Below are 17,715 nucleotides of genomic sequence, written 5' to 3' on the forward strand. Positions count from 1 at the left end.
ATGGTGGGCGGACAAACGGTTCTCGAAGAAGACACACTCTTCATCGCGTGTACGCGTCCCGCGATGATTGCCGGTGTCACGATGGAGGCGATGGGCCTCAACATCATGGTCACGACGATCCTCTACATCGTCGCCGGATCTATCGCCTACGCGTTCGTCGGCATCGTTTTCCATCTCATCTTCAAAGCGCTCGTCAAGCACGATCACAACATGTTCCGCATCCTGCTCGCCTGGGTCGAGACACGCGGCCGTTCACGCAACGGTGCCTATTGGGGCGGGGCAACACTTTCCCCTCTGAGACTGACACGCCGATTCGACGAAAGGGATATTGGAATTGCCTGACATCGCCACGCTTAGATCACGCGAACTCACGCCAGAGGCTTTTATCCCTTACGTGCGGCACATCGACGAGACGACAATCGCGCTCGAGTCCCGGACACTCATGGTCATTGTCGCGCTCGCAGGCGTATCGTTCGAAACTGCTGATCTGCTCGACATCAACGCGCTCCATCGCGACCTCAACACGCTCTATCGAAATATAGCCGATGAGCGGCTCGCGATCTGGACCCATCTCATTCGGCGCAGGGACAGCGACTATCCGGGCGGAACGTTCGCAACGCCATTCTCAGCCTCGCTCAACGAGAAATACCGGGAACGCATGGCGCGCGAGCACCTTTTCCGCAACGATCTCTATCTGACCGTCCTTTGGTCGCCAGCGCGTGGCCCTGCAGACAAGGCGGGCAAGCTGCTGTCGTACCTTCGACGGTCAAAACGACTCGATATGGAGCTGGATGAAGAGGCTCTGAAACAGCTTAAGGACAAAGTCGTCAACGTAGTGGCGGGCTTGAGGCGCTTTGAGCCACGGGTCCTTTCTCTTTACGAACAGGAAGGCATGCTCTTCTCTGAACCGAGCGAGGTGCTGCACCAGCTCGTCGGCGGGAGGCGTGAGCGTGTGCCGCTTACCGAAGGTCGCGTCGCCTCGGCAATTTACTCTGATCGCGTAATCATAGGTCGGGAAACGATCGAGATCCGGCATGAGGCAGAAAGCCGCTTTGCCGGCATGCTGAGCTTCAAGGAATATCCAGCCCGCACCAGGACAGGCATGCTGGACGGAGTTCTAAACAGTCCGTTTGAGCTCATTCTCTCACAGTCGTTCTGCTTTGTGTCGAAGGCGGACGCTCGCGTCATCATGGGGCGTAAGCAAAACCAGTTGGTGAGCAGCGGCGACAAGGCGGCTTCGCAAATCGATGAACTTGACGATGCGATGGACGACCTGGAGTCCAACCGCTTCGTGATCGGCGAGCATCACCTGACACTCTCCGTCTTTGCGACCACGTTAAAGGAATTAACCGACAATCTGGCAAAGGTTCGCGCCAGCCTGACCAATGGCGGGGCTGTCGTTGCGCGCGAGGATCTTGGTCTCGAAGCGGCATGGTGGGCGCAACTTCCGGGCAATTTTCGTTACCGCGCGCGCTCAGGCGCGATCAGCTCGAAGAACTTCGCAGCATTGTCACCGTTCCATTCCTATCCGATCGGACAGAAGGACGGCAATGAGTGGGGACCCGCCGTCGCCCTGCTCAAGACCGCTTCAGGCTCGCCCTACTACTTCAATCTCCATTATGGCGATCTGGGCAACACCTTCATGTGCGGTCCGTCGGGCGCGGGCAAAACCGTGATTGTCAATTTCATGCTGTCACAGCTCGAGAAACACGACCCGCACGTGGTGTTCTTCGACAAGGATCGCGGCGCGGACCTTTATGTGCGCGCCGCCGGAGGCACCTACCTGCCGCTGAAGAACGGGGTCCCCACCGGCTGCGCTCCCTTAAAGGCCCTCAACCTGACGCCGGAGAACAAAGTGTTCCTGGCGCGCTGGATCGGCAAGCTTGTGGGTTCAGGGGCGCGGGAACTGACTGTCACAGAACTTCGCGACATCTCCGGCGCGATCGACGGCCTTGCCGACCTGCCCGCTGAGCGACGGACAATAGGGGCGCTGCGGGCTTTCCTCAACAATACGGATCCGGAAGGTATCGCGGCGAGGCTCCGCCGGTGGGAGGAGGGAGGGCCGCTCGGCTGGGTCTTCGACAATGTCATCGAAGATATCGGATTTGGCGATTTCGGCGGATCAGGGAAGTTCATCGGCTACGACATGACCGACTTCCTCGACAACGAGGAAATTCGCATACCGCTGATGGCCTATCTCTTCCATCGCGTCGAGCAGGTGATCGATGGCCGCCGGATCATCATCGTCATCGACGAATTCTGGAAGGCGCTACAGGACGAGGGGTTCCGCGATCTTGCGCAAAACAAGCTGAAGACCATCCGCAAACAAAATGGGTTGATGCTGTTTGCCACGCAAAGCCCGCGCGACGCGCTGAACTCGCCAATCGCGCACACGATCATCGAGCAATGCCCGACACAGATCTTCCTGCCCAACTCGCGCGGCAACCATGCCGACTATGTCGATGGATTCAAGCTCACCGAGCGCGAATACGAATTGATAGCGCGCGAGCTTTCCGTTGAAAGCCGGAGGTTCGTGTTGAAGCAAGGACACAACAGCGTCGTTGCCGAGCTCGATCTCAACGGCTTCGATGACGAGCTCGCCATCCTCTCCGGCCGGACCGCCAATGTCGAACTTCTCGACGCGATCCGCGCGGAGGTTGGAGACGACGTCGAGAACTGGCTTCCCATTTTCCAACAGCGAAGGAGTGCTAGCTGATGACTTCCTATCGACTTCATGGCGTACTGCTCAGCGCGGTGCTCATGCTTGCCGCTGAAGGCGTGTTAGGGCAGGGGATTCCTGTCAACGATCAGGCTGCGATTGCCAAGCAGATCGAGAGCATCGCGCAGCTCAAGTCGCAACTCGACGCGCTCAATGAGCAGATCGGCCAGGCTCGGCAGCTTTATGGCTCGCTCAACAAGCTGACCGATATGGCGGATGTCGCCAACGTTCTCAACGATCCGGTGATCCGCAAGGCGCTTCCCTCCGACTTCGCTGCCATCGAGGGATTGCTCAAAGGCAACGGCACCGGCGTGTTCGGTGATTCCGCCTCAAGGTTTCTGGAAGGTAACTCGACCTACCGCACTGACGCCGATGATTTCTACGCTCAGGAATTGTACCGGCTTCAGAACAAGAATGCCGGGCAAATGAGCCTTGGTGAGCAAATCTACGATGCCGCGACCAAGCGCATCGACGGGATTGATCAGCTGCGGGGAAAGATTTCCACGGCTGGCGACGCCAAAGAGATTGCCGATCTGCAGGCTCGGCTGCAGGCCGAACAGGCATTTCTTCAGACCGACGTCCTGCGGATGGAGGGGCTGAGGATGGTGCAGCAGGCGCAGAACCAGGTCGACGAACAGCGCAAGGCGGAGGACTGGCGCCAACGGATGGACAATATGAAGGCGGCGCTAAAGTGAAGTGCACCCTCATCGTCCTTTCCCTGGTGCTCTTGTCGGCTTGTTCGCAAGAGGCGGAGCGAACTCATACGGTGGACGAGTTCGTCGCCGACACCGAATTGCTGTCCCGTACGATTACCGAGTGCCGCAACAACCCGGGTGCATTGCGCCAGACGCCCAATTGCCAGAACGCGGAAGCGGCCGAGGTTAAGCTCCGGCTCCAGAACATGCGCAAGGCATTGGGAGGCTGACCAAATGTACCAGGTGTTTGAGTTTATCGACGGTCAGTTCAAGCGGCCGTTGGAGACTTTCGTCTCGGATGGGACGTCGAACATAGCAGAATGGGTCGCTGGTCCGTTGACGGTGGCAGTGACCCTCTACGTCGTCCTCTACGGCTATCTCATCCTTCGGGGCTCGGTCCAGGAACCTATCCTTGACTTCGCTTTCCGCGCGATGAAGCTCGCGATCATAGTGATGCTGGTGAAGGACGCCGGCGAATATCAGACCTATGTCGCAAACATCTTCTTCGATGTTTTGCCACGCGAGATCGCTCAGGCGCTGAATGCAGGTACGGCGCCGAGTGCCAGCACCTTTGACAGTCTGCTCGACAAGGGCCAGGCCTCTGCGACCGATATCTGGACCAGGGCTTCCTGGCCGATTGACATCGTCACAGGTGTGGGCGGCATCATGGTGATCGGCGTCAGCTTTCTGGTGGCGGGGATCGGTTATGTTGTTTCCCTTTATGCACGGTTGGCGCTGGCGATCGTCCTGGCGATCGGGCCGATTTTCATTGCGCTTGCCATGTTTCAATCGACGCGCCGTTTTACCGAGTCCTGGATCGGGCAGCTCGCAAACTTCGTGATCCTTCAGGTCCTTGTCGTTGCCGTCGGTTCGCTTTTGATCTCCTGCCTGGACTCGACCTTCACCGCAATCGACAGCTACAGCGACGTCCTTATGCGCCCTATTGCTTTTTGTGCCATCGGGATAGCTGCCCTGTACATATTCTACCAGCTACCTGGCATTGCATCGGCGCTGGCGGCTGGCGGCGCCTCGCTGGTCTATGGTTACACGACCGCACGCGATGCGCATGAAGGCATGCTGGCCAGAGCAGCCTCCCACACCGGCCGGATGATCGGTCGCGGTGCTCGGTTTGCCCGCCGCGCCTTCGGATCAAGAAATGCCGGCGTATGACACCCATTCCAGAACATTAGATAAAGGCCTACTGAATGATTAAGCCTGCCCTGTTACTCGCCTTCTCAGCCACGCTTGTCGGCTGCGCTTCGATGACCTACCCATTGCCGAACTGCGACGGCTATTCGCGCCGCCCATTGAACCGCTCGATGTGGGACTGGGAGGGCGGCAGCAAGCTGAAACAGCAGCAATCCAACACGAGTTCGTCCACGTCCCTCACACCTTTCGTAGAAGAGGCCAGCGAGACTTCCGCTTTTGCGCATCTGGACATCGACGGTTCCTATCGCCGCTGTGAGGGATGAAACATGGTGACGACAGATAATCTCAAGAGCTACTTCGACAAAGCACGTCGTTTCGACCAGGACCGGATGATCCAGGTCGAGCGATCGAACAGGATTGCCTGGTCGATCGCCATAGTTTCAGGCATTGTCGCCGCTGTAGCCGTCTTCGCGGTCGCGTGTCTCACACCCCTCAAGACGGTTGAACCCTTTGTGGTGCGCGTCGACAATTCGACCGGCATTGTCGACGTCGTGTCAGCGCTGACATCGACGGCTGGCACCTACGATGAGGCGGTGACGAAATATTTCGCTGCAAAATATGTCCGGGCCCGCGAGGGTTACGTCTGGAGTGAAGCACAGGAAAATTTCCGCACCATCGCCCTCTTGTCGACGCAAGCGGAGCAAACGCGTTTCGCGGCCCTCTACCGTGGCAGCAACCCGCAATCGCCCCAGAATACTTATGGTCGCGGGGCTACAGCAAGGATCGATATCGCTTCAATCTCCCTCATCAATCAGAATGTCGTTTCCGTACGCTACATGCGAACCATCACGCGTGGCGAGGAAGTACGAACGACCCATTGGGTTGCGTCGATCACCTATTCCTACGCGAACGCTCCGATGTCCTCGACGGACCGGCTCGTAAACCCGCTCGGCTTCGTCGTCAGCGAGTATCGCGCTGATCCGGAGGAGGTGAGATGATGCGCATCCCTCGAATTCCTGCACTCATCGTGACCCTTTCGATGTCGCCGGCGTTTGCGCTTGAGATACCCCGAGGTGCCTCGCAAGACAGTCGTGTCCGGTTCGTGAACTACCAACCCTACAACATCACGCGGGTGGTCGGCACTCTGCGGTCATCCGTACAGGTCGAGTTCGCGGCGGACGAGGAAATCGCCCATGTCGCGCTCGGCAATAGCGTCGCCTGGGAAGTTGCGCCGGCCGGCAACATCCTGTTCCTGAAGCCACGCGAGAGCCAGCCGGTGACGAATATTTCCGTGGTTACGACGCGCAGGGATGGCTCGACCCGCAGCTACCAGATGGAACTGACGGCGCGCGATGGCTCCGTAGAGGCTGGCCAAAACACCTACTTCTACGTGAAGTACAGGTATCCAGGCGATGACGCCGAGCTTCGCCGCCAGCAGGCAGCGTCGAGGGCTCTCGCGGCCCAGGCGAAGGACGCCGACAATGTGCTGGCGCTTCACGAAGCCTATGGCCCTCGAAACTGGCGCTATTCTTCTCAGGGATCGCAGGCACTGGAGCCGCAAAGCGTCTACGACAACGGCAAGATTACAACGTTCGCCTTTGTGGGTAACCAGGAAATGCCCGCTATCTATATGGAGAACTCCGACGGTTCCGAAAGCCTTGTTCCGAAGTCGGTCGATGGAGATCTAGTGATGGTGCACGCGATCAGCCGCAAGTTCATCTTGCGTCGGGGCAAGGATGTGCTCTGCGTCTTCAACGAAGCCTACGACCGCGTCGGTATCAATCCTGACACCAACACAACGTCTCCTTCGGTGGAGCGCGTCGTGAAGCGCGACGTTACCGGGCGATAGGGAAGGGAACAGTCATGACTCAGGAAGACGAGGATCGCATCCCCGGAGAGCGTGCCGAAACCGTCACCAGTCGTCAGATCGACAACAGCCCTCTCTTGAAACGCGGCGCTGTTGCCATTGCGATCATCGCGTTTGTCAGCTTCGCGCTTTGGTCGACGACGGGAAAGAAGGGAAGGGATGAAAATCTTCAGCCCGAACGGATCATTATTCGTCAGACGACCCCCTTCGAGGCCGCAAAAGAGAAAGTTGAACCGGACCAGGCGCTCCCTGAAGTAAAATTGCCAACGCCTGTCGTCGAACCGGTCATTGAAGTGCAGGACAAGCTGCTCGATTCCGCCCGTCGCGCCCCCGTGATGGCCTTCAGTGGAGGGCAGAGGAATCGGAAAGAGCTGAGGGAAAGCGACAGCTCTTATCCTTCCGACAACAGCAATTTCGTGCCGCTCGACAACAATATGTCTGTTCAGAACCAGCAAAACAATGAGCAGCATCGTTTCGATGGCCTGCTGCGGCCAACGCGGCTTGAAGGCTCAAGGGCCGGTACACTCGGAAACCGCAATTTCATCGTCGCGATGGGAACGACCATTCCCTGCGTTCTTGAAACCGCGTTAGCATCCGACCAGCCGGGATTTACCACTTGTGTGATCAACCGCGATGTTCTCTCTGACAATGGCAGGGTGGTCTTGATGGAAAAGGGCACGCAGGTTGTCGGCGAATATCGTGGAGGGCTTCAGCGCGGGCAAAAGCGCCTGTTCATTCTCTGGAATCGCGCGAAAACGCCGAAGGGCGTTATCGTCACTCTCGCATCACCAGCAACCGACGCACTTGGTCGTGCCGGTGTCGACGGCCATGTCGACACCCATTGGTGGGAGCGGTTCGGCAGCGCTCTTCTGCTTTCCATTGTCGGGGACGCGACGAACTATGCAAGCAGTCGGCTGCAGGACAGCGATGTCGACGCGCAAAAAACAACGAGTGCCAGTCAACAGGCGGCCGCCATCGCGGTCGAGCAGTCCATCAATCTCCCGCCGACACTCAATAAGCACCAAGGTGAACCGGTTTCGATCTTTGTCGCTCGCGATCTCGACTTTTCCGGCATCTACGGTCTTAGGGTGACCGAACCCAGAAACCGCGTTTTCGATCGTGCAGTCCTGGGGGATTTCGCGCCACGATCGACGCTCCTAACGAAATAGGGCGCGAAATGTCAGAGAGGCAGGAATCGGCTGTCGTCAGCGAGCTGTTGAAGCCGTTTTCGACATTCCTTCAGGACAGGTCTCTCCTAGAGGTGATTGTCAATCGGCCCGGGCAGGTGTTGACGGAAGGTCCCGGTGGGTGGCGGACCTATGAAATGCCGGAGCTGACCTTCGAAAAGCTCATGCGTCTCGCCCGGGCAGTCGCAAGTTTTTCCCATCAGTCGATTGATGAGACGCGTCCAATATTGTCGGCGACGCTACCCGGGAACGAACGAATCCAGATCGTCATCCCCCCGGCGACCATCAATGACACTGTCAGCATGACAATCCGCAAGCCTTCCTCGGTCGACTTCAGTCTTGATGATCTGGAGGAAAAGGGATTTTTCCAGACAGCGTGCGCAGCGACCAGTACCTCCTCCTCCGCGCAGGATGAGGAACTGTGTGAAACATATCGTGCCGGCCGTTTTAAGGATTTCCTGCGGCAGGCCGTCATCGCTCGAAAAAACATCATCATTTCTGGCGCCACAGGTTCGGCGAAAACGACACTTTCCAAAGCATTGATCAAGCATATTCCCGAAAACGAGAGGGTCATTTCAATCGAGGACACTCCCGAGCTCGTTATCTCACAACCGAACCACGTGCGCTTGTTCTACTCGAAAGGAGGGCAGGGGCTCTCGCGCGCCGGACCGAAAGAGCTTCTCGAATCCTGCCTTCGTATGCGGCCGGATAGGATTCTGCTTCAGGAGCTTCGCGATGGGACGGCCTTTTATTATATCCGGAACGTGAATTCGGGCCATCCTGGCTCAATAACCACGGTCCATGCGAACTCGGCCGAATTGGCTTTTGAGCAACTGGTCCTGCTTGTTAAGGAGTCGGAGGGCGGCGCAGGCCTGGACCGGGCCGACATCGTGGCTTTTTTGAACGCGAGTATCGATATCGTTGCTCAGTGCAGGCGACACAAAGGGAACTTTCGGCTGTCTGAGGTGTATTTCAGGAGTGAGTGTAGAGCCACGGAATAGCAAACTGAGCGACTCACGGAGTTCCGAGGTGCGGATTGTGGTCCTGATGTTTCTTGTTGGGTGTGTCTCCGTAAAGAGCGCCGAAAGCAGCACGGTAACCGTGTAAGTCGATAAGCGTAGTACACCTTAAGGCAACTCTGACGTATGCCTGCAAGATCCTCGTTGTCACTCATCCATGGAGTGTCGATCACAGATCAGGCGACAGCGGACAATATGCGGTCGGACAACCGCTTACAATACATCAAGAAAACAGTCTAAAGCGGCGAGGAATCTTGACTGGCCAGCCAGTCCAATCCAGTGAAGCCATCCATAACGTTACCAGCTTCATGCGCCGGGGCGAATTTATCGCCCGCTTGGCGCAGCAGCCGGAGACACAGGCGGCTGCTCGCGGAAAATCGCTTCCAAAGTAGCTAAAATACGCCGCACGGCATCGGAATGGCTGAAATAGTAGATCACCTGCGCTTCACGGCGGGTTTGTACGACGTTTGCATTGCGCAGCTTGGCGAGGTGTTGCGACAAGGCTGATTGGCTGAGGCCAACCCGGTGTGCCAGCTCACCAACCGGAATTTCGGCGTCAACGAGAATCCGCAGTATTGCGAGCCTTTTCGGGTTTTCCATCGCCGCTAAAAGCTTGGAGGCCGAAATAATTGATTGCTCATCCAGACATCTCTGTATCAAATCCGTATCCAAACCACTTTATGTCGCGGACGTTTAGGCCATAATTCTTGGCTAAGCCATTCGACGTGAACCTTTTTTAGAGGTTTAGAGCCGCGACCGGTAAGGCGCCAATGTTTATAATTAAGAATAGTCGACAACTCTCACTCTCAAAAGGCGCGTGAAGCCGATGAGCCACCTGTAAAGTGCAGGTGTGTTTCTGAGGTGCAATTTTTTTGCGACTATTGCCAGCGTGCCGGACAAATGTCCTCTGAACCGTTCACTAGACATTGAGAACGTCTTCCGCAACGCAGAGGCTGATTGCAAGCATGACTGATTACGACCGAAATGGAGCAATACCCTCGGTTGATTCCCAGATCTAAATGATGCCGCACCGTTGGTTATTATAGGGACATATGATGCCATTTCAGGTGATCTGAGTTGGTACCTAATGCGCTTTTTATCACGTCAACCTGTGTTGGGATGTGCGGGAAATGTCGGACGGGCTGTACAAAAAGCTCAAGATCTCGTCGAGAGATATTGGGGAAGTCGAAGAGTATCTGAGTGAGGCGTATGCTCCCGTCGCTGTCATGCCACTGGGCTCACACGACAACTACGGGGTCACCGGTCAACTGGCCGTAATCGATGAAGTATTCTTCGAATGGTCGGCGACCATAGGTTCGTATCGCGTTACTCCCATTGCGATGTTCGACGCTGTTCTGTTTAATTTCGCGAGCAAGGGAGCGACCGAATATGACTTCCGGGGTGAAAGGCTATCGATTGCGGCTAATCAGGTCATTGGCTACCGGCACGCCGATAGCGTGGATGTCCTTGATGGTAGCGAACATTCAACAGTCGTTATCTCAGACGCTCTATTATCAAGACGCATGTCGATATTGCTCGATCGGCCTGTGGTTCAGCCGATCGAATTTAGCAAACGCGCTCTGGATCATGGCAAACTCGAAGGGCTTCCGGCTCTTGTTCAAATGCTGAACGGTTCACCGTTACAAGGAATCGCCAGGTCATTGAATAAGCAGTCTCCGAGTATGGGTAATCTGATCGTTGACAGTTTTCTTCTAAACTATCCGAACAACTACACGCAAAAACTTGAGGCGCCTGTGCCCGTCATTGCTCCACGACAGGTCCGTCGAGCGATTGATTATATCCATGCGCACCCAGCGGCTAGAAGCTCTCCTGAACTCTTGGCGGGCCTGAGCGGGGTCAGTGTTCGTTCTTTGCAATATTCCTTTTTGAACTGCGTGGGACAAACAATAAGTGAGTATCAGCTTGCTCTGCGCCTTCAAAAAGCTCGCGATGAGATCGATCGGAATAAGGATCGGTCCGTAAAGGAGATTTCTCGGACGTGGGGATTTGCAACCCAAAGTGCCTTCACCCAGAGCTTCAAAAAAGCATTTGGGGTCAGCCCATCTCAACACCGGAAGGGCGAACTTTAGGCGCTGGATCGTCCATGGCATTTATCCGCCTCGTTTTTCGGCGTGGCGATGGCGTTGCAGGATGTGTGACATCAGTCAAGCATAACCATCTGAGCCGCCACCTGCTCCTCGAACAACTTCGAGAGAGAGGCGATGGGTGCCGAAACGATTGCGCTTCTAGTAGCTCATTCAGATATTCAGGTGATGTTCATTTGACGTTGAAACGCAAGGCGATATGCATGGATCGAAGCTTGCCGGCTCATTCAGGGACAGATGGCCGATCAAGGGAGTGGAAGATGAAGCTCTCTGGCATCGATTGGGATCGCACTAGTCGCGATTACCTCGCGACGTTTGAATTGTGACCTCGTCAATCGGTGGATTGCGGACGGTCGCCGTCAATTTGTAAACGGGTTTTCGTATCATCCGGAATGAGGGTCTTAAGAGGCGTTGACCTTTAGGTCGGCCGTCACCTCAAGGACGGTCAACTTGTGTGTATGCCCGTCACGGCCCTTCCACTCGATCTGCTGTCCGGGAGAAAGACCAAGAAGAGCAGCTCCAATCGGGGTCAGCACGCTGACCATTGAGCGTTCGATGTCGGCGAGGCCGGGGTAACAAAGAGTTACCGTCCTTCTGGCTCCGCCTTCCGTCAGGTAGGATACCGTCGATCCGACCGCCACTGCGTCTGCGGGGAACTGGTCATCCTCTACGACATCAGCACGCTCAAGTTCGATAAGCAACTTCTCGGCATCGTCGAGGTCGCGCCCCGGTGCCGCGAGTGCAAGAGCGGTCAGACGAGCGTGGTCAGTCTGCCGGACGATGATGGACGGCTTTGTGTAATCAGTGGTGTTCATTTCATATGCCTCGTACCGCGGCCGAATAGCTGCGTTTTAAAAAGACTGCTTGTGGAGGGTGAGGTCGCGCAATCCCGCAGGATCAAAGCCCGGGTTCAGACGCGCGACAGCAGTCTACGTCCCGGGCTAGTATCCTTCGACGGGATACTCTCGGCAGAGGCGAAATTTATGTGAATTGCCAATTTTCAACATGGTGCCCTAATCATGGCATGCCTGAGGGGGAAGTCAAGAAGCGCTCCGTGAGACGCTGCCCGGCGCTTTTGATCTCGGCAAGTGCCCTTGACTTCATGGCACCTTCCATAAATGCTAGGTTGATGTTGAATGAGAGCAAAAGACGCGCAGTGAGCGCTTTCAGGGTCTGCCCCATCGCAGGATCGTAACCGGGTCCGGCCACTGTCGCCTGCCGGATCCAGAGTGGCTACGTCAACACGTTCGCCTTACCATCTGCGGCAAGTCTCTCTTCAAACAAGTCAACGCCCTTCCTCTAGCGATGGGGTTGTTGCGCAGGTCACAATAAACATGTCTTCACTCAGCCAAACCATGCCCATAATCGGGGCAACAGACTTTCACACACTTAGCCGCCTGACGCTCGTGGCCCTGACCAATGATTTCGACGTCGGCCCCGACTTGAGTGAGAAGCTGGAAAACTCCTGGGTCTTGGCAGACGAACAGGTCTCGCTCGACACGGTCTGCCTAGGATCAACTGTCTCGTATGATGTAGAGGGGCAGCAACGTCAGGTTACCCTTGTTCTCCCGAATGAAGTGCTGGCAGACGCGGGCCGCTTGTCTGTATTGACGCCTGTTGGCGTGGCGCTCTTGGGCCTTAAGCCCGGGCAGCGCGGGGAGTGGAATTCTCGCGATGGACACAGAAATCAATTGACTGTCGTCCGGGTCGGCCGTGCCGGTTTACGACGAGCAGCCGCGGAAGCCTTCAGCCACCTCTGAACGCGATGATATCGACGCAAGAAAGGTCTGCAGGACCGGATGTCTGCGCTTGCTTGCGCACGTTCCTCCGCCCTTTGAACGCACCAACAACATCTGTTTCGTATGGTGCTTCAGATGTTTGGCCAACAAAAGTGGACCAAGGCTTCCCTTATCGCGGCAGCACAAGCTGTCCGGAGCAATCATGGAAAAAGACACACATTTTACTGGAATGCGGGGGCGGGCAGGTTTTGCGCAGGGACTTGGCTGGATGGCGCTGAGCATGGCGTCCTTCATAAGCATGGCTGTCGGGTCTCGCGAGCTCGCATCGACCTTGTCGATCAGACAGGTACTGTTTTTCCGGGCTCTCGTCGGTCTCGGCGTAATTTTGCTGGTGGGACGGTCACTCCTGCCGCAGATCCTTCAGAAGAAACTGTTTCCAAGGCATCTCGCCCGAAACGTCGTTCACTTCACCGCCCAGTATTTCTGGACCATCGGCGTGGTCTCTCTCCCACTGGCCTCGGTCTTTGCACTCGAATTTACGATGCCGATCTGGGTCGCATTTTTCGCCTGGCTTTTTCTCAAGGAGCAGCTAACCGGGCCGCGGCTTCTCGCAACCCTTGGCGGTTTCATCGGTGTTCTGGTGATAGTGCGTCCAGGATTCGGCGTCATTGATCCGGCTGCTGGTTTAGTGCTGCTGGCGGCCGCCGGCTATGGGCTTTCCTTAATTCTCGTCAAGCAGCTCACGAAAGAATGCTCACCAGCAATCATCGTGGTCTGGATGATCCTCATTCAACTGCCGCTGGGACTGCTGGCCGCGTTGACGGACTGGAGGGACGTCAGCCTGTCCGATATTCCGTGGATGATGGTTGCCGGCGTTGGTGCCTTGAGTGCGCATTACTGCCAGGCACAGGCGCTTAAGCGCCTCGATGCATCTGTCATCATGCCTATCGATTTTTTGCGTGTACCCATGGCTGCGGTCGTCGGGTTCTACGCTTACGGAGAAGGCGTAGACGCCTGGGTCGTCATCGGCGGATGCATAATCCTGCTGTCGAACTTCCAGGCGATGATGTCCGAGCGAGTGAGGTCAAAGAACCCCTATGTCTGACGAGTCAAGGCAGTCACCCTCGCCGGCAGTGATCAGGCTGCCTTGCCCATGCCGATCTTCCTTAAGCTATTAAAAAAACGGAGTATTTGATGGTTCACGTCGACGAAAAACTCGAACCCATTCTCAACGAAGTCTTGCGCCGAAACGCAGGAGAGTTCAAGTTCCACCAGGCCGTGCGCGAAGTCCTCGAGAGCCTTGGAAGAGTCATTGCTAAACATCCGCGTTATGCGGAAAACGCCCTCATCGAGCGGATTTGTGAACCGGAGAGGCAGATCATCTTTCGTGTACCTTGGGTGGATGACAACGGTCAGGTCCAAATCAATCGCGGATTCCGCGTGCAGTTCAATTCTGCTTTGGGTCCCTATAAGGGCGGCATTCGGTTTCATCCCTCGGTCAACGTCGGTATCATCAAGTTCCTCGGATTCGAACAGACGTTCAAGAACGCCTTGACCGGTATGCCCATCGGGGGAGGGAAGGGCGGATCCGACTTCAATCCGCGCGGACGATCTGATGGCGAAATTATGCGCTTTTGTCAGTCGTTCATGACTGAGCTTCATAGACATATTGGCGAATACACCGATGTTCCCGCTGGCGACATCGGTGTCGGCGGTCGTGAGATTGGCTATATGTTTGGCCAGTACAAGAGGCTCACCAATCGATTTGAGGCGGGTGTCCTGACCGGGAAAGCCCTGTTCTATGGCGGTTCGCGCGCTCGCAAAGAAGCGACAGGTTATGGGGCGAGCTACTTTGTGCGCAGGATGCTGGCCTCCAAAGGAATGGACTTTTCAGAAAAGCGTGTATCGGTTTCTGGTTCGGGCAACGTTGCAATTTATACAATGGAAAAAGTAAGCGAGTTCGGCGGGAAGATTGTCGCTTGCTCCGATTCAAACGGTTATGTCGTTGATGAAAGCGGGATTGATTTCGCCCTGGTCAAGGAGATCAAGGAGGTCCGCCGAGGACGCATCTCGGAATACGTGAAGCTCAAGGGGTCGGACGCTTGCTTTGTAGAGGGAGGATCAATCTGGGATGTCCCCTGTGACGTGGCTATGCCCTGTGCAACGCAGAACGAACTGACTGGTAAAGACGCAAAGACGCTCGTCAGAAACAACGTCATCGCGGTGGGAGAAGGTGCAAATATGCCGTCGACTCCCGAGGCTGTAAGGTTGTTTCAGGCGGCAGGCGTCATGTTCGCGCCTGGCAAGGCCGCTAATGCAGGAGGGGTCGCCACGTCTGCTTTGGAAATGCAACAGAACGCTTCCCGTGACAGCTGGACGTTTGAGCAAACGGAGGCGCGCCTCGCAGACATCATGAGTGCGATCCATGATGTCTGCGCGGAAACAGCCGAGGAATATGGCGCGCCGGGCGATTACGTCCTTGGTGCAAACATCGCCGGATTTGTTCGGGTCGCGGAAGCTATGGACGCGTTAGGGGTCATCTAGGCGATCACGAGCGGCGGCCCAGCTCGACTCATGCTGTCCCGGAGGAACGCATCGGTGATGATTATTGGACCTCAAGCCAGACCGGAGCCGCTGCCCCTCAAAGCAGGAGCGTCACCCGATCGCACGCGTGCGATCGGGTCGTTCGCCAATTCAGTCGCTCCACTGGTCTTTGTTCTCTTTGTTGAGAACAAGGCGTTTTTCAGAGGTTACCACCTTGTTTCCTGCCCTGCTTGCCAAGACCAATTTTGGTCTTGATCATGCTACTCTGGCTGACGTAGCCGCTATCCTATGTGAGGACGAGGCCTGCCTTGCACCGATTGCTAACGCGGCTAACGAGACGACAGGCGAGCCACGGTGGATTGCTCTGGCTTTAATACATGCACTCTGGCGGAAGGCTGGAGTCGACCCTCAGGTGATGTCCTCCGTCCTTAAAGCCTGGCCGGAGATAGTGGCATCGCTCGAAGCGGTTATGTGTTTCCGGGCGAATGCGGCCGCCGAAGAGAGCGATCCATTCATGTTCTATCAACCTGTCGCCGCCCACTCGATCCCCGTTGCTGGTCTCGATGAGTACATTGATCTGGTTGAGAACCGCTTCATTATTTGGAGGCGTCCCAGCATCGATCGGAAATCTCTGGGAAAAGCATTGATAGCTGGACGCAGGTCGGACAATGATGCCGCTTATCTTGCCGCCGTAAGATCGCTACAAGCTCGACCGACATACCAGAGCACCGGGCTTGGCTTTACCGATGGAAGCACGTTCTTCCACAACGAGTGGGGGCGCAACCTAGCTGAGCAGGCGCTCGAATCGTCAGTCCTGTGCAACGACCGGTCAGGTCTGTTGTTCGATAACAGCTACGTCTGCAAAACCTCCATCAATGTCTCGACCGTCGTCCGCGCGTTCAAGCGAAAAGCTCTGGGTCTGACAGTAAGGCTATAAAGTGACGCAGAGCTTGTTGCCGCTGAGTGGATGTCACGAGGTTCGTTCACGTACGATTTGGCGCGAATGGTCCGACATCATTCCTGTCGTGCGGCAAAAGGTCACCTTGCAGGCAACGCGATCCTTGCCCAGATAAGCATCATGAAAACGACCATGAAATCCGTATTTTTCAGGCTTATTGATCAGGCACGTTCCCTAACCCGGAGCTGGCAGCACTGAACCTTTAACGCCGCCATAGACCCAGCCGCTCCGGGAACCACGCAATTGAAAGTGCGGTTCGTAATGCGTCGCTCGCGCGACGTAGCCATGGAGCGTTTCAATGTCCCACCCTCGCCCCCTTCCAGTCTGCCCTGCCTGCAACCGTCAACTGCCGGGTGCCGCGGCCCGGTGCCCTTGGTGTGAAACCTCTGTTCCACTGAGAGCCGCACGCAAGCCTCATAGTTGCAAGCGCAACGAGTTCCGGCTGCCCTTTCGCTGGCTTGCGGAGACCGCAGGACAATGACAGGCGCTACGACAGCAAGCCGGATCGTCTCGTCACCTGATGACAGAGGTCAGTTGCAGCAGGTCGGAGTACTTCCCTGGCGGATCGGGCGCGACGGCGAGCGCAAGGTGCTGCTTGTCACGGACCGTGAGCGCGAGCGCTGGATCGTGCCCAATGGCCCGCTCGTGAAAGCATGTCCGCCCCTCGTCATGGCCTCGCGACATGCGTTCAAGGTGGCAGGAATTATTGGCGACATGTCCCCGGCTCCGGTAATGACATACAGATACATCAAGACCCTCAACGATGGGCCTCAGCTTGTCTGCTGTGTCACGATATTCGGTATGAACGTGCGTGGCACTTTGACCCACTGGCGCGAAAAAGCGCACCGAAAAAGACGATGGTTTTCTCCACAAGCGGCGGCGGACAGGCTGGGTGATATCGCGCTTGCCGATTTTGTACGGAAGCTCGATGCAGAGCCGGGGTGCTGGCATGCCCGCCGTCACTCTGGCCGCCTGATCCTGGGGTTGAGCGAGCGGCAGGGTTCTGGTGTCTGATATGCCGACGATGGAGTTAACGGGTTTCGCGCTCACCATGCGTTACGTCTTTCCTATCCGAAGGGTTAGTGCCGGACGCTGATTGCCTGGCGCCAATAGTTGCGACCGCGACATTGGCGTCAGGTTTCTCGCAACCCGACACGAAAACTGCGGAGCAAATCTGGCCGCCTGTGCCATGGCATTGCCCGCATTCGGAAAGAAGCAGTCATGACTTTCAGATATATTCACACCCTTCCTATCAGCGGCCCCAACAAGTTGCCTCGTTTCAGGCGGTGGGCTGCCGAAAATATTCCCGGCATTGCCGTCTCTCTGCCGCCCCAGGTACCGGTTAAGAGCGAAGCTCTAACGGTGCGATTGAAATCGGTTGAGGATCGCAACACGCTGATCGCGAAACTGGAGGGCGTCAGCCTCTAGTGATCTCGTGCCCCGCGGCGGACGGCTGATCCGGATCGAGCTGGTGGTGTTCTATGCCGCGCGGTTCTTGTCGGTCGAGCTGTGACTTACGCCGCGCGGGCGTCGACTTCGGATAAAAACCGGAAGGCCCATTAACCGGCGAAGGGTGCCGTGGCCTCGCTTGCCCAGGGGGCATCAAGGTATCTCCACAGATCCAGTTCCACAATCGTGATGACCCGGCGGTCAACAGCGCAGGTGGGACTGGATACTCAACCTTGCGCAAGTGGCAGGCTGCCATCGCCAAACAGCGCGATGGCAAACGTGGA

19 protein-coding genes are annotated in these 17,715 nt (G+C 56.4%); 17 read left to right on the plus strand and 2 right to left on the minus strand.

Annotated elements, in window-relative coordinates; genetic code table 11:
• Genes F617_RS0114145 through virB11 form a run of 10 tightly spaced genes read left to right on the plus strand, consistent with a single transcriptional unit; the run spans position 1 to position 8,618 of the window.
• Positions 1-342, plus strand: a complete 342-nt coding sequence (locus F617_RS0114145) for a type IV secretion system protein VirB3 (protein ID WP_019565724.1) — start codon at positions 1-3, stop codon at positions 340-342.
• On the plus strand, positions 335-2,716 hold the full coding sequence (locus F617_RS0114150; RefSeq protein ID WP_026330854.1) for a VirB4 family type IV secretion/conjugal transfer ATPase: 2,382 nt from the start codon (positions 335-337) through the stop codon (positions 2,714-2,716). The genes F617_RS0114145 and F617_RS0114150 overlap by 8 nt, the downstream gene beginning before the upstream one ends.
• Positions 2,716-3,414, plus strand: coding sequence for a P-type DNA transfer protein VirB5 (gene virB5, locus F617_RS0114155; protein WP_019565726.1), 699 nt, complete (start codon positions 2,716-2,718; stop codon positions 3,412-3,414). Before F617_RS0114150 ends, virB5 begins: the two co-directional genes overlap by 1 nt.
• Positions 3,411-3,644: an EexN family lipoprotein gene (locus F617_RS0114160; protein WP_003517253.1), complete on the plus strand. Its 234-nt coding sequence runs from the start codon at positions 3,411-3,413 to the stop codon at positions 3,642-3,644. The genes virB5 and F617_RS0114160 overlap by 4 nt, the downstream gene beginning before the upstream one ends.
• 4 nt (positions 3,645-3,648) lie before the next feature.
• The gene (locus F617_RS0114165; RefSeq protein WP_019565727.1) at positions 3,649-4,584 is read left to right on the plus strand and encodes a type IV secretion system protein; all 936 of its coding nucleotides are present in this window, start codon (positions 3,649-3,651) and stop codon (positions 4,582-4,584) included.
• Between the two features lie 35 nt (positions 4,585-4,619).
• Positions 4,620-4,886 carry a hypothetical protein gene (locus F617_RS0114170; RefSeq protein ID WP_003517250.1) on the plus strand — a complete coding sequence of 89 codons (267 nt, stop codon included), beginning with the start codon at positions 4,620-4,622 and terminating at the stop codon, positions 4,884-4,886.
• 3 nt (positions 4,887-4,889) lie between these two features.
• Positions 4,890-5,561 carry a virB8 family protein gene (locus tag F617_RS0114175; RefSeq protein WP_003517248.1) on the plus strand — a complete coding sequence of 224 codons (672 nt, stop codon included), beginning with the start codon at positions 4,890-4,892 and terminating at the stop codon, positions 5,559-5,561.
• Positions 5,558-6,412 carry a P-type conjugative transfer protein VirB9 gene (virB9, locus tag F617_RS0114180; RefSeq protein WP_019565728.1) on the plus strand — a complete coding sequence of 285 codons (855 nt, stop codon included), beginning with the start codon at positions 5,558-5,560 and terminating at the stop codon, positions 6,410-6,412. Before F617_RS0114175 ends, virB9 begins: the two co-directional genes overlap by 4 nt.
• Before the next feature lie 14 nt (positions 6,413-6,426).
• Entirely contained in the window at positions 6,427-7,599 is a 1,173-nt protein-coding gene (gene virB10, locus F617_RS0114185) for a type IV secretion system protein VirB10 (protein WP_019565729.1), read from the plus strand.
• Between the two features lie 8 nt (positions 7,600-7,607).
• Complete coding sequence (gene virB11 / locus F617_RS0114190; RefSeq protein WP_019565730.1) at positions 7,608-8,618, plus strand: P-type DNA transfer ATPase VirB11; 1,011 nt, start codon at positions 7,608-7,610, stop codon at positions 8,616-8,618.
• Between the two features lie 342 nt (positions 8,619-8,960).
• Here the strand turns inward: virB11 and F617_RS0114195 are convergent, their stop codons facing one another.
• The gene (locus F617_RS0114195) at positions 8,961-9,281 is read right to left on the minus strand and encodes a helix-turn-helix transcriptional regulator (RefSeq protein ID WP_025591476.1); all 321 of its coding nucleotides are present in this window, start codon (positions 9,279-9,281) and stop codon (positions 8,961-8,963) included.
• A gap of 485 nt (positions 9,282-9,766) precedes the next feature.
• On the opposite strand from F617_RS0114195, the gene F617_RS0114200 reads away from it, so the two are divergent.
• A complete protein-coding gene (locus F617_RS0114200) occupies positions 9,767-10,726 on the plus strand; it encodes an AraC family transcriptional regulator (protein ID WP_019565731.1) in 960 nt (319 codons plus the stop codon).
• 416 nt (positions 10,727-11,142) lie between these two features.
• On the opposite strand, the gene rnk is transcribed toward F617_RS0114200, so the two are convergent.
• A complete protein-coding gene (gene rnk / locus F617_RS0114205) occupies positions 11,143-11,556 on the minus strand; it encodes a nucleoside diphosphate kinase regulator (RefSeq protein ID WP_019565732.1) in 414 nt (137 codons plus the stop codon).
• A gap of 519 nt (positions 11,557-12,075) precedes the next feature.
• Here rnk and F617_RS0114215 point away from each other — a divergent pair.
• The 6 genes from F617_RS0114215 (at position 12,076) to F617_RS0114240 (ending at position 17,410) form a co-directional block, all read left to right on the plus strand.
• Positions 12,076-12,501: a GreA/GreB family elongation factor gene (locus F617_RS0114215; RefSeq protein ID WP_026330856.1), complete on the plus strand. Its 426-nt coding sequence runs from the start codon at positions 12,076-12,078 to the stop codon at positions 12,499-12,501.
• 181 nt (positions 12,502-12,682) lie between these two features.
• Positions 12,683-13,585, plus strand: a complete 903-nt coding sequence (locus F617_RS0114220) for a DMT family transporter (protein ID WP_196811686.1) — start codon at positions 12,683-12,685, stop codon at positions 13,583-13,585.
• 89 nt (positions 13,586-13,674) lie between these two features.
• Positions 13,675-15,024, plus strand: a complete 1,350-nt coding sequence (gdhA, locus tag F617_RS0114225) for an NADP-specific glutamate dehydrogenase (RefSeq protein WP_019565736.1) — start codon at positions 13,675-13,677, stop codon at positions 15,022-15,024.
• A 412-nt stretch (positions 15,025-15,436) separates the two neighbouring features.
• The gene (locus tag F617_RS0114230) at positions 15,437-15,961 is read left to right on the plus strand and encodes a hypothetical protein (protein ID WP_245260799.1); all 525 of its coding nucleotides are present in this window, start codon (positions 15,437-15,439) and stop codon (positions 15,959-15,961) included.
• Between the two features lie 498 nt (positions 15,962-16,459).
• Positions 16,460-16,996: an NUDIX hydrolase gene (locus F617_RS0114235; RefSeq protein WP_019565738.1), complete on the plus strand. Its 537-nt coding sequence runs from the start codon at positions 16,460-16,462 to the stop codon at positions 16,994-16,996.
• 207 nt (positions 16,997-17,203) lie between these two features.
• Positions 17,204-17,410 carry a hypothetical protein gene (locus tag F617_RS0114240; RefSeq protein WP_019565739.1) on the plus strand — a complete coding sequence of 69 codons (207 nt, stop codon included), beginning with the start codon at positions 17,204-17,206 and terminating at the stop codon, positions 17,408-17,410.
• Positions 17,411-17,715 lie beyond the last annotated feature (305 nt).

The organism is Agrobacterium sp. 10MFCol1.1 (assembly GCF_000381165.1).
Classification (GTDB): domain Bacteria; phylum Pseudomonadota; class Alphaproteobacteria; order Rhizobiales; family Rhizobiaceae; genus Agrobacterium; species Agrobacterium tumefaciens.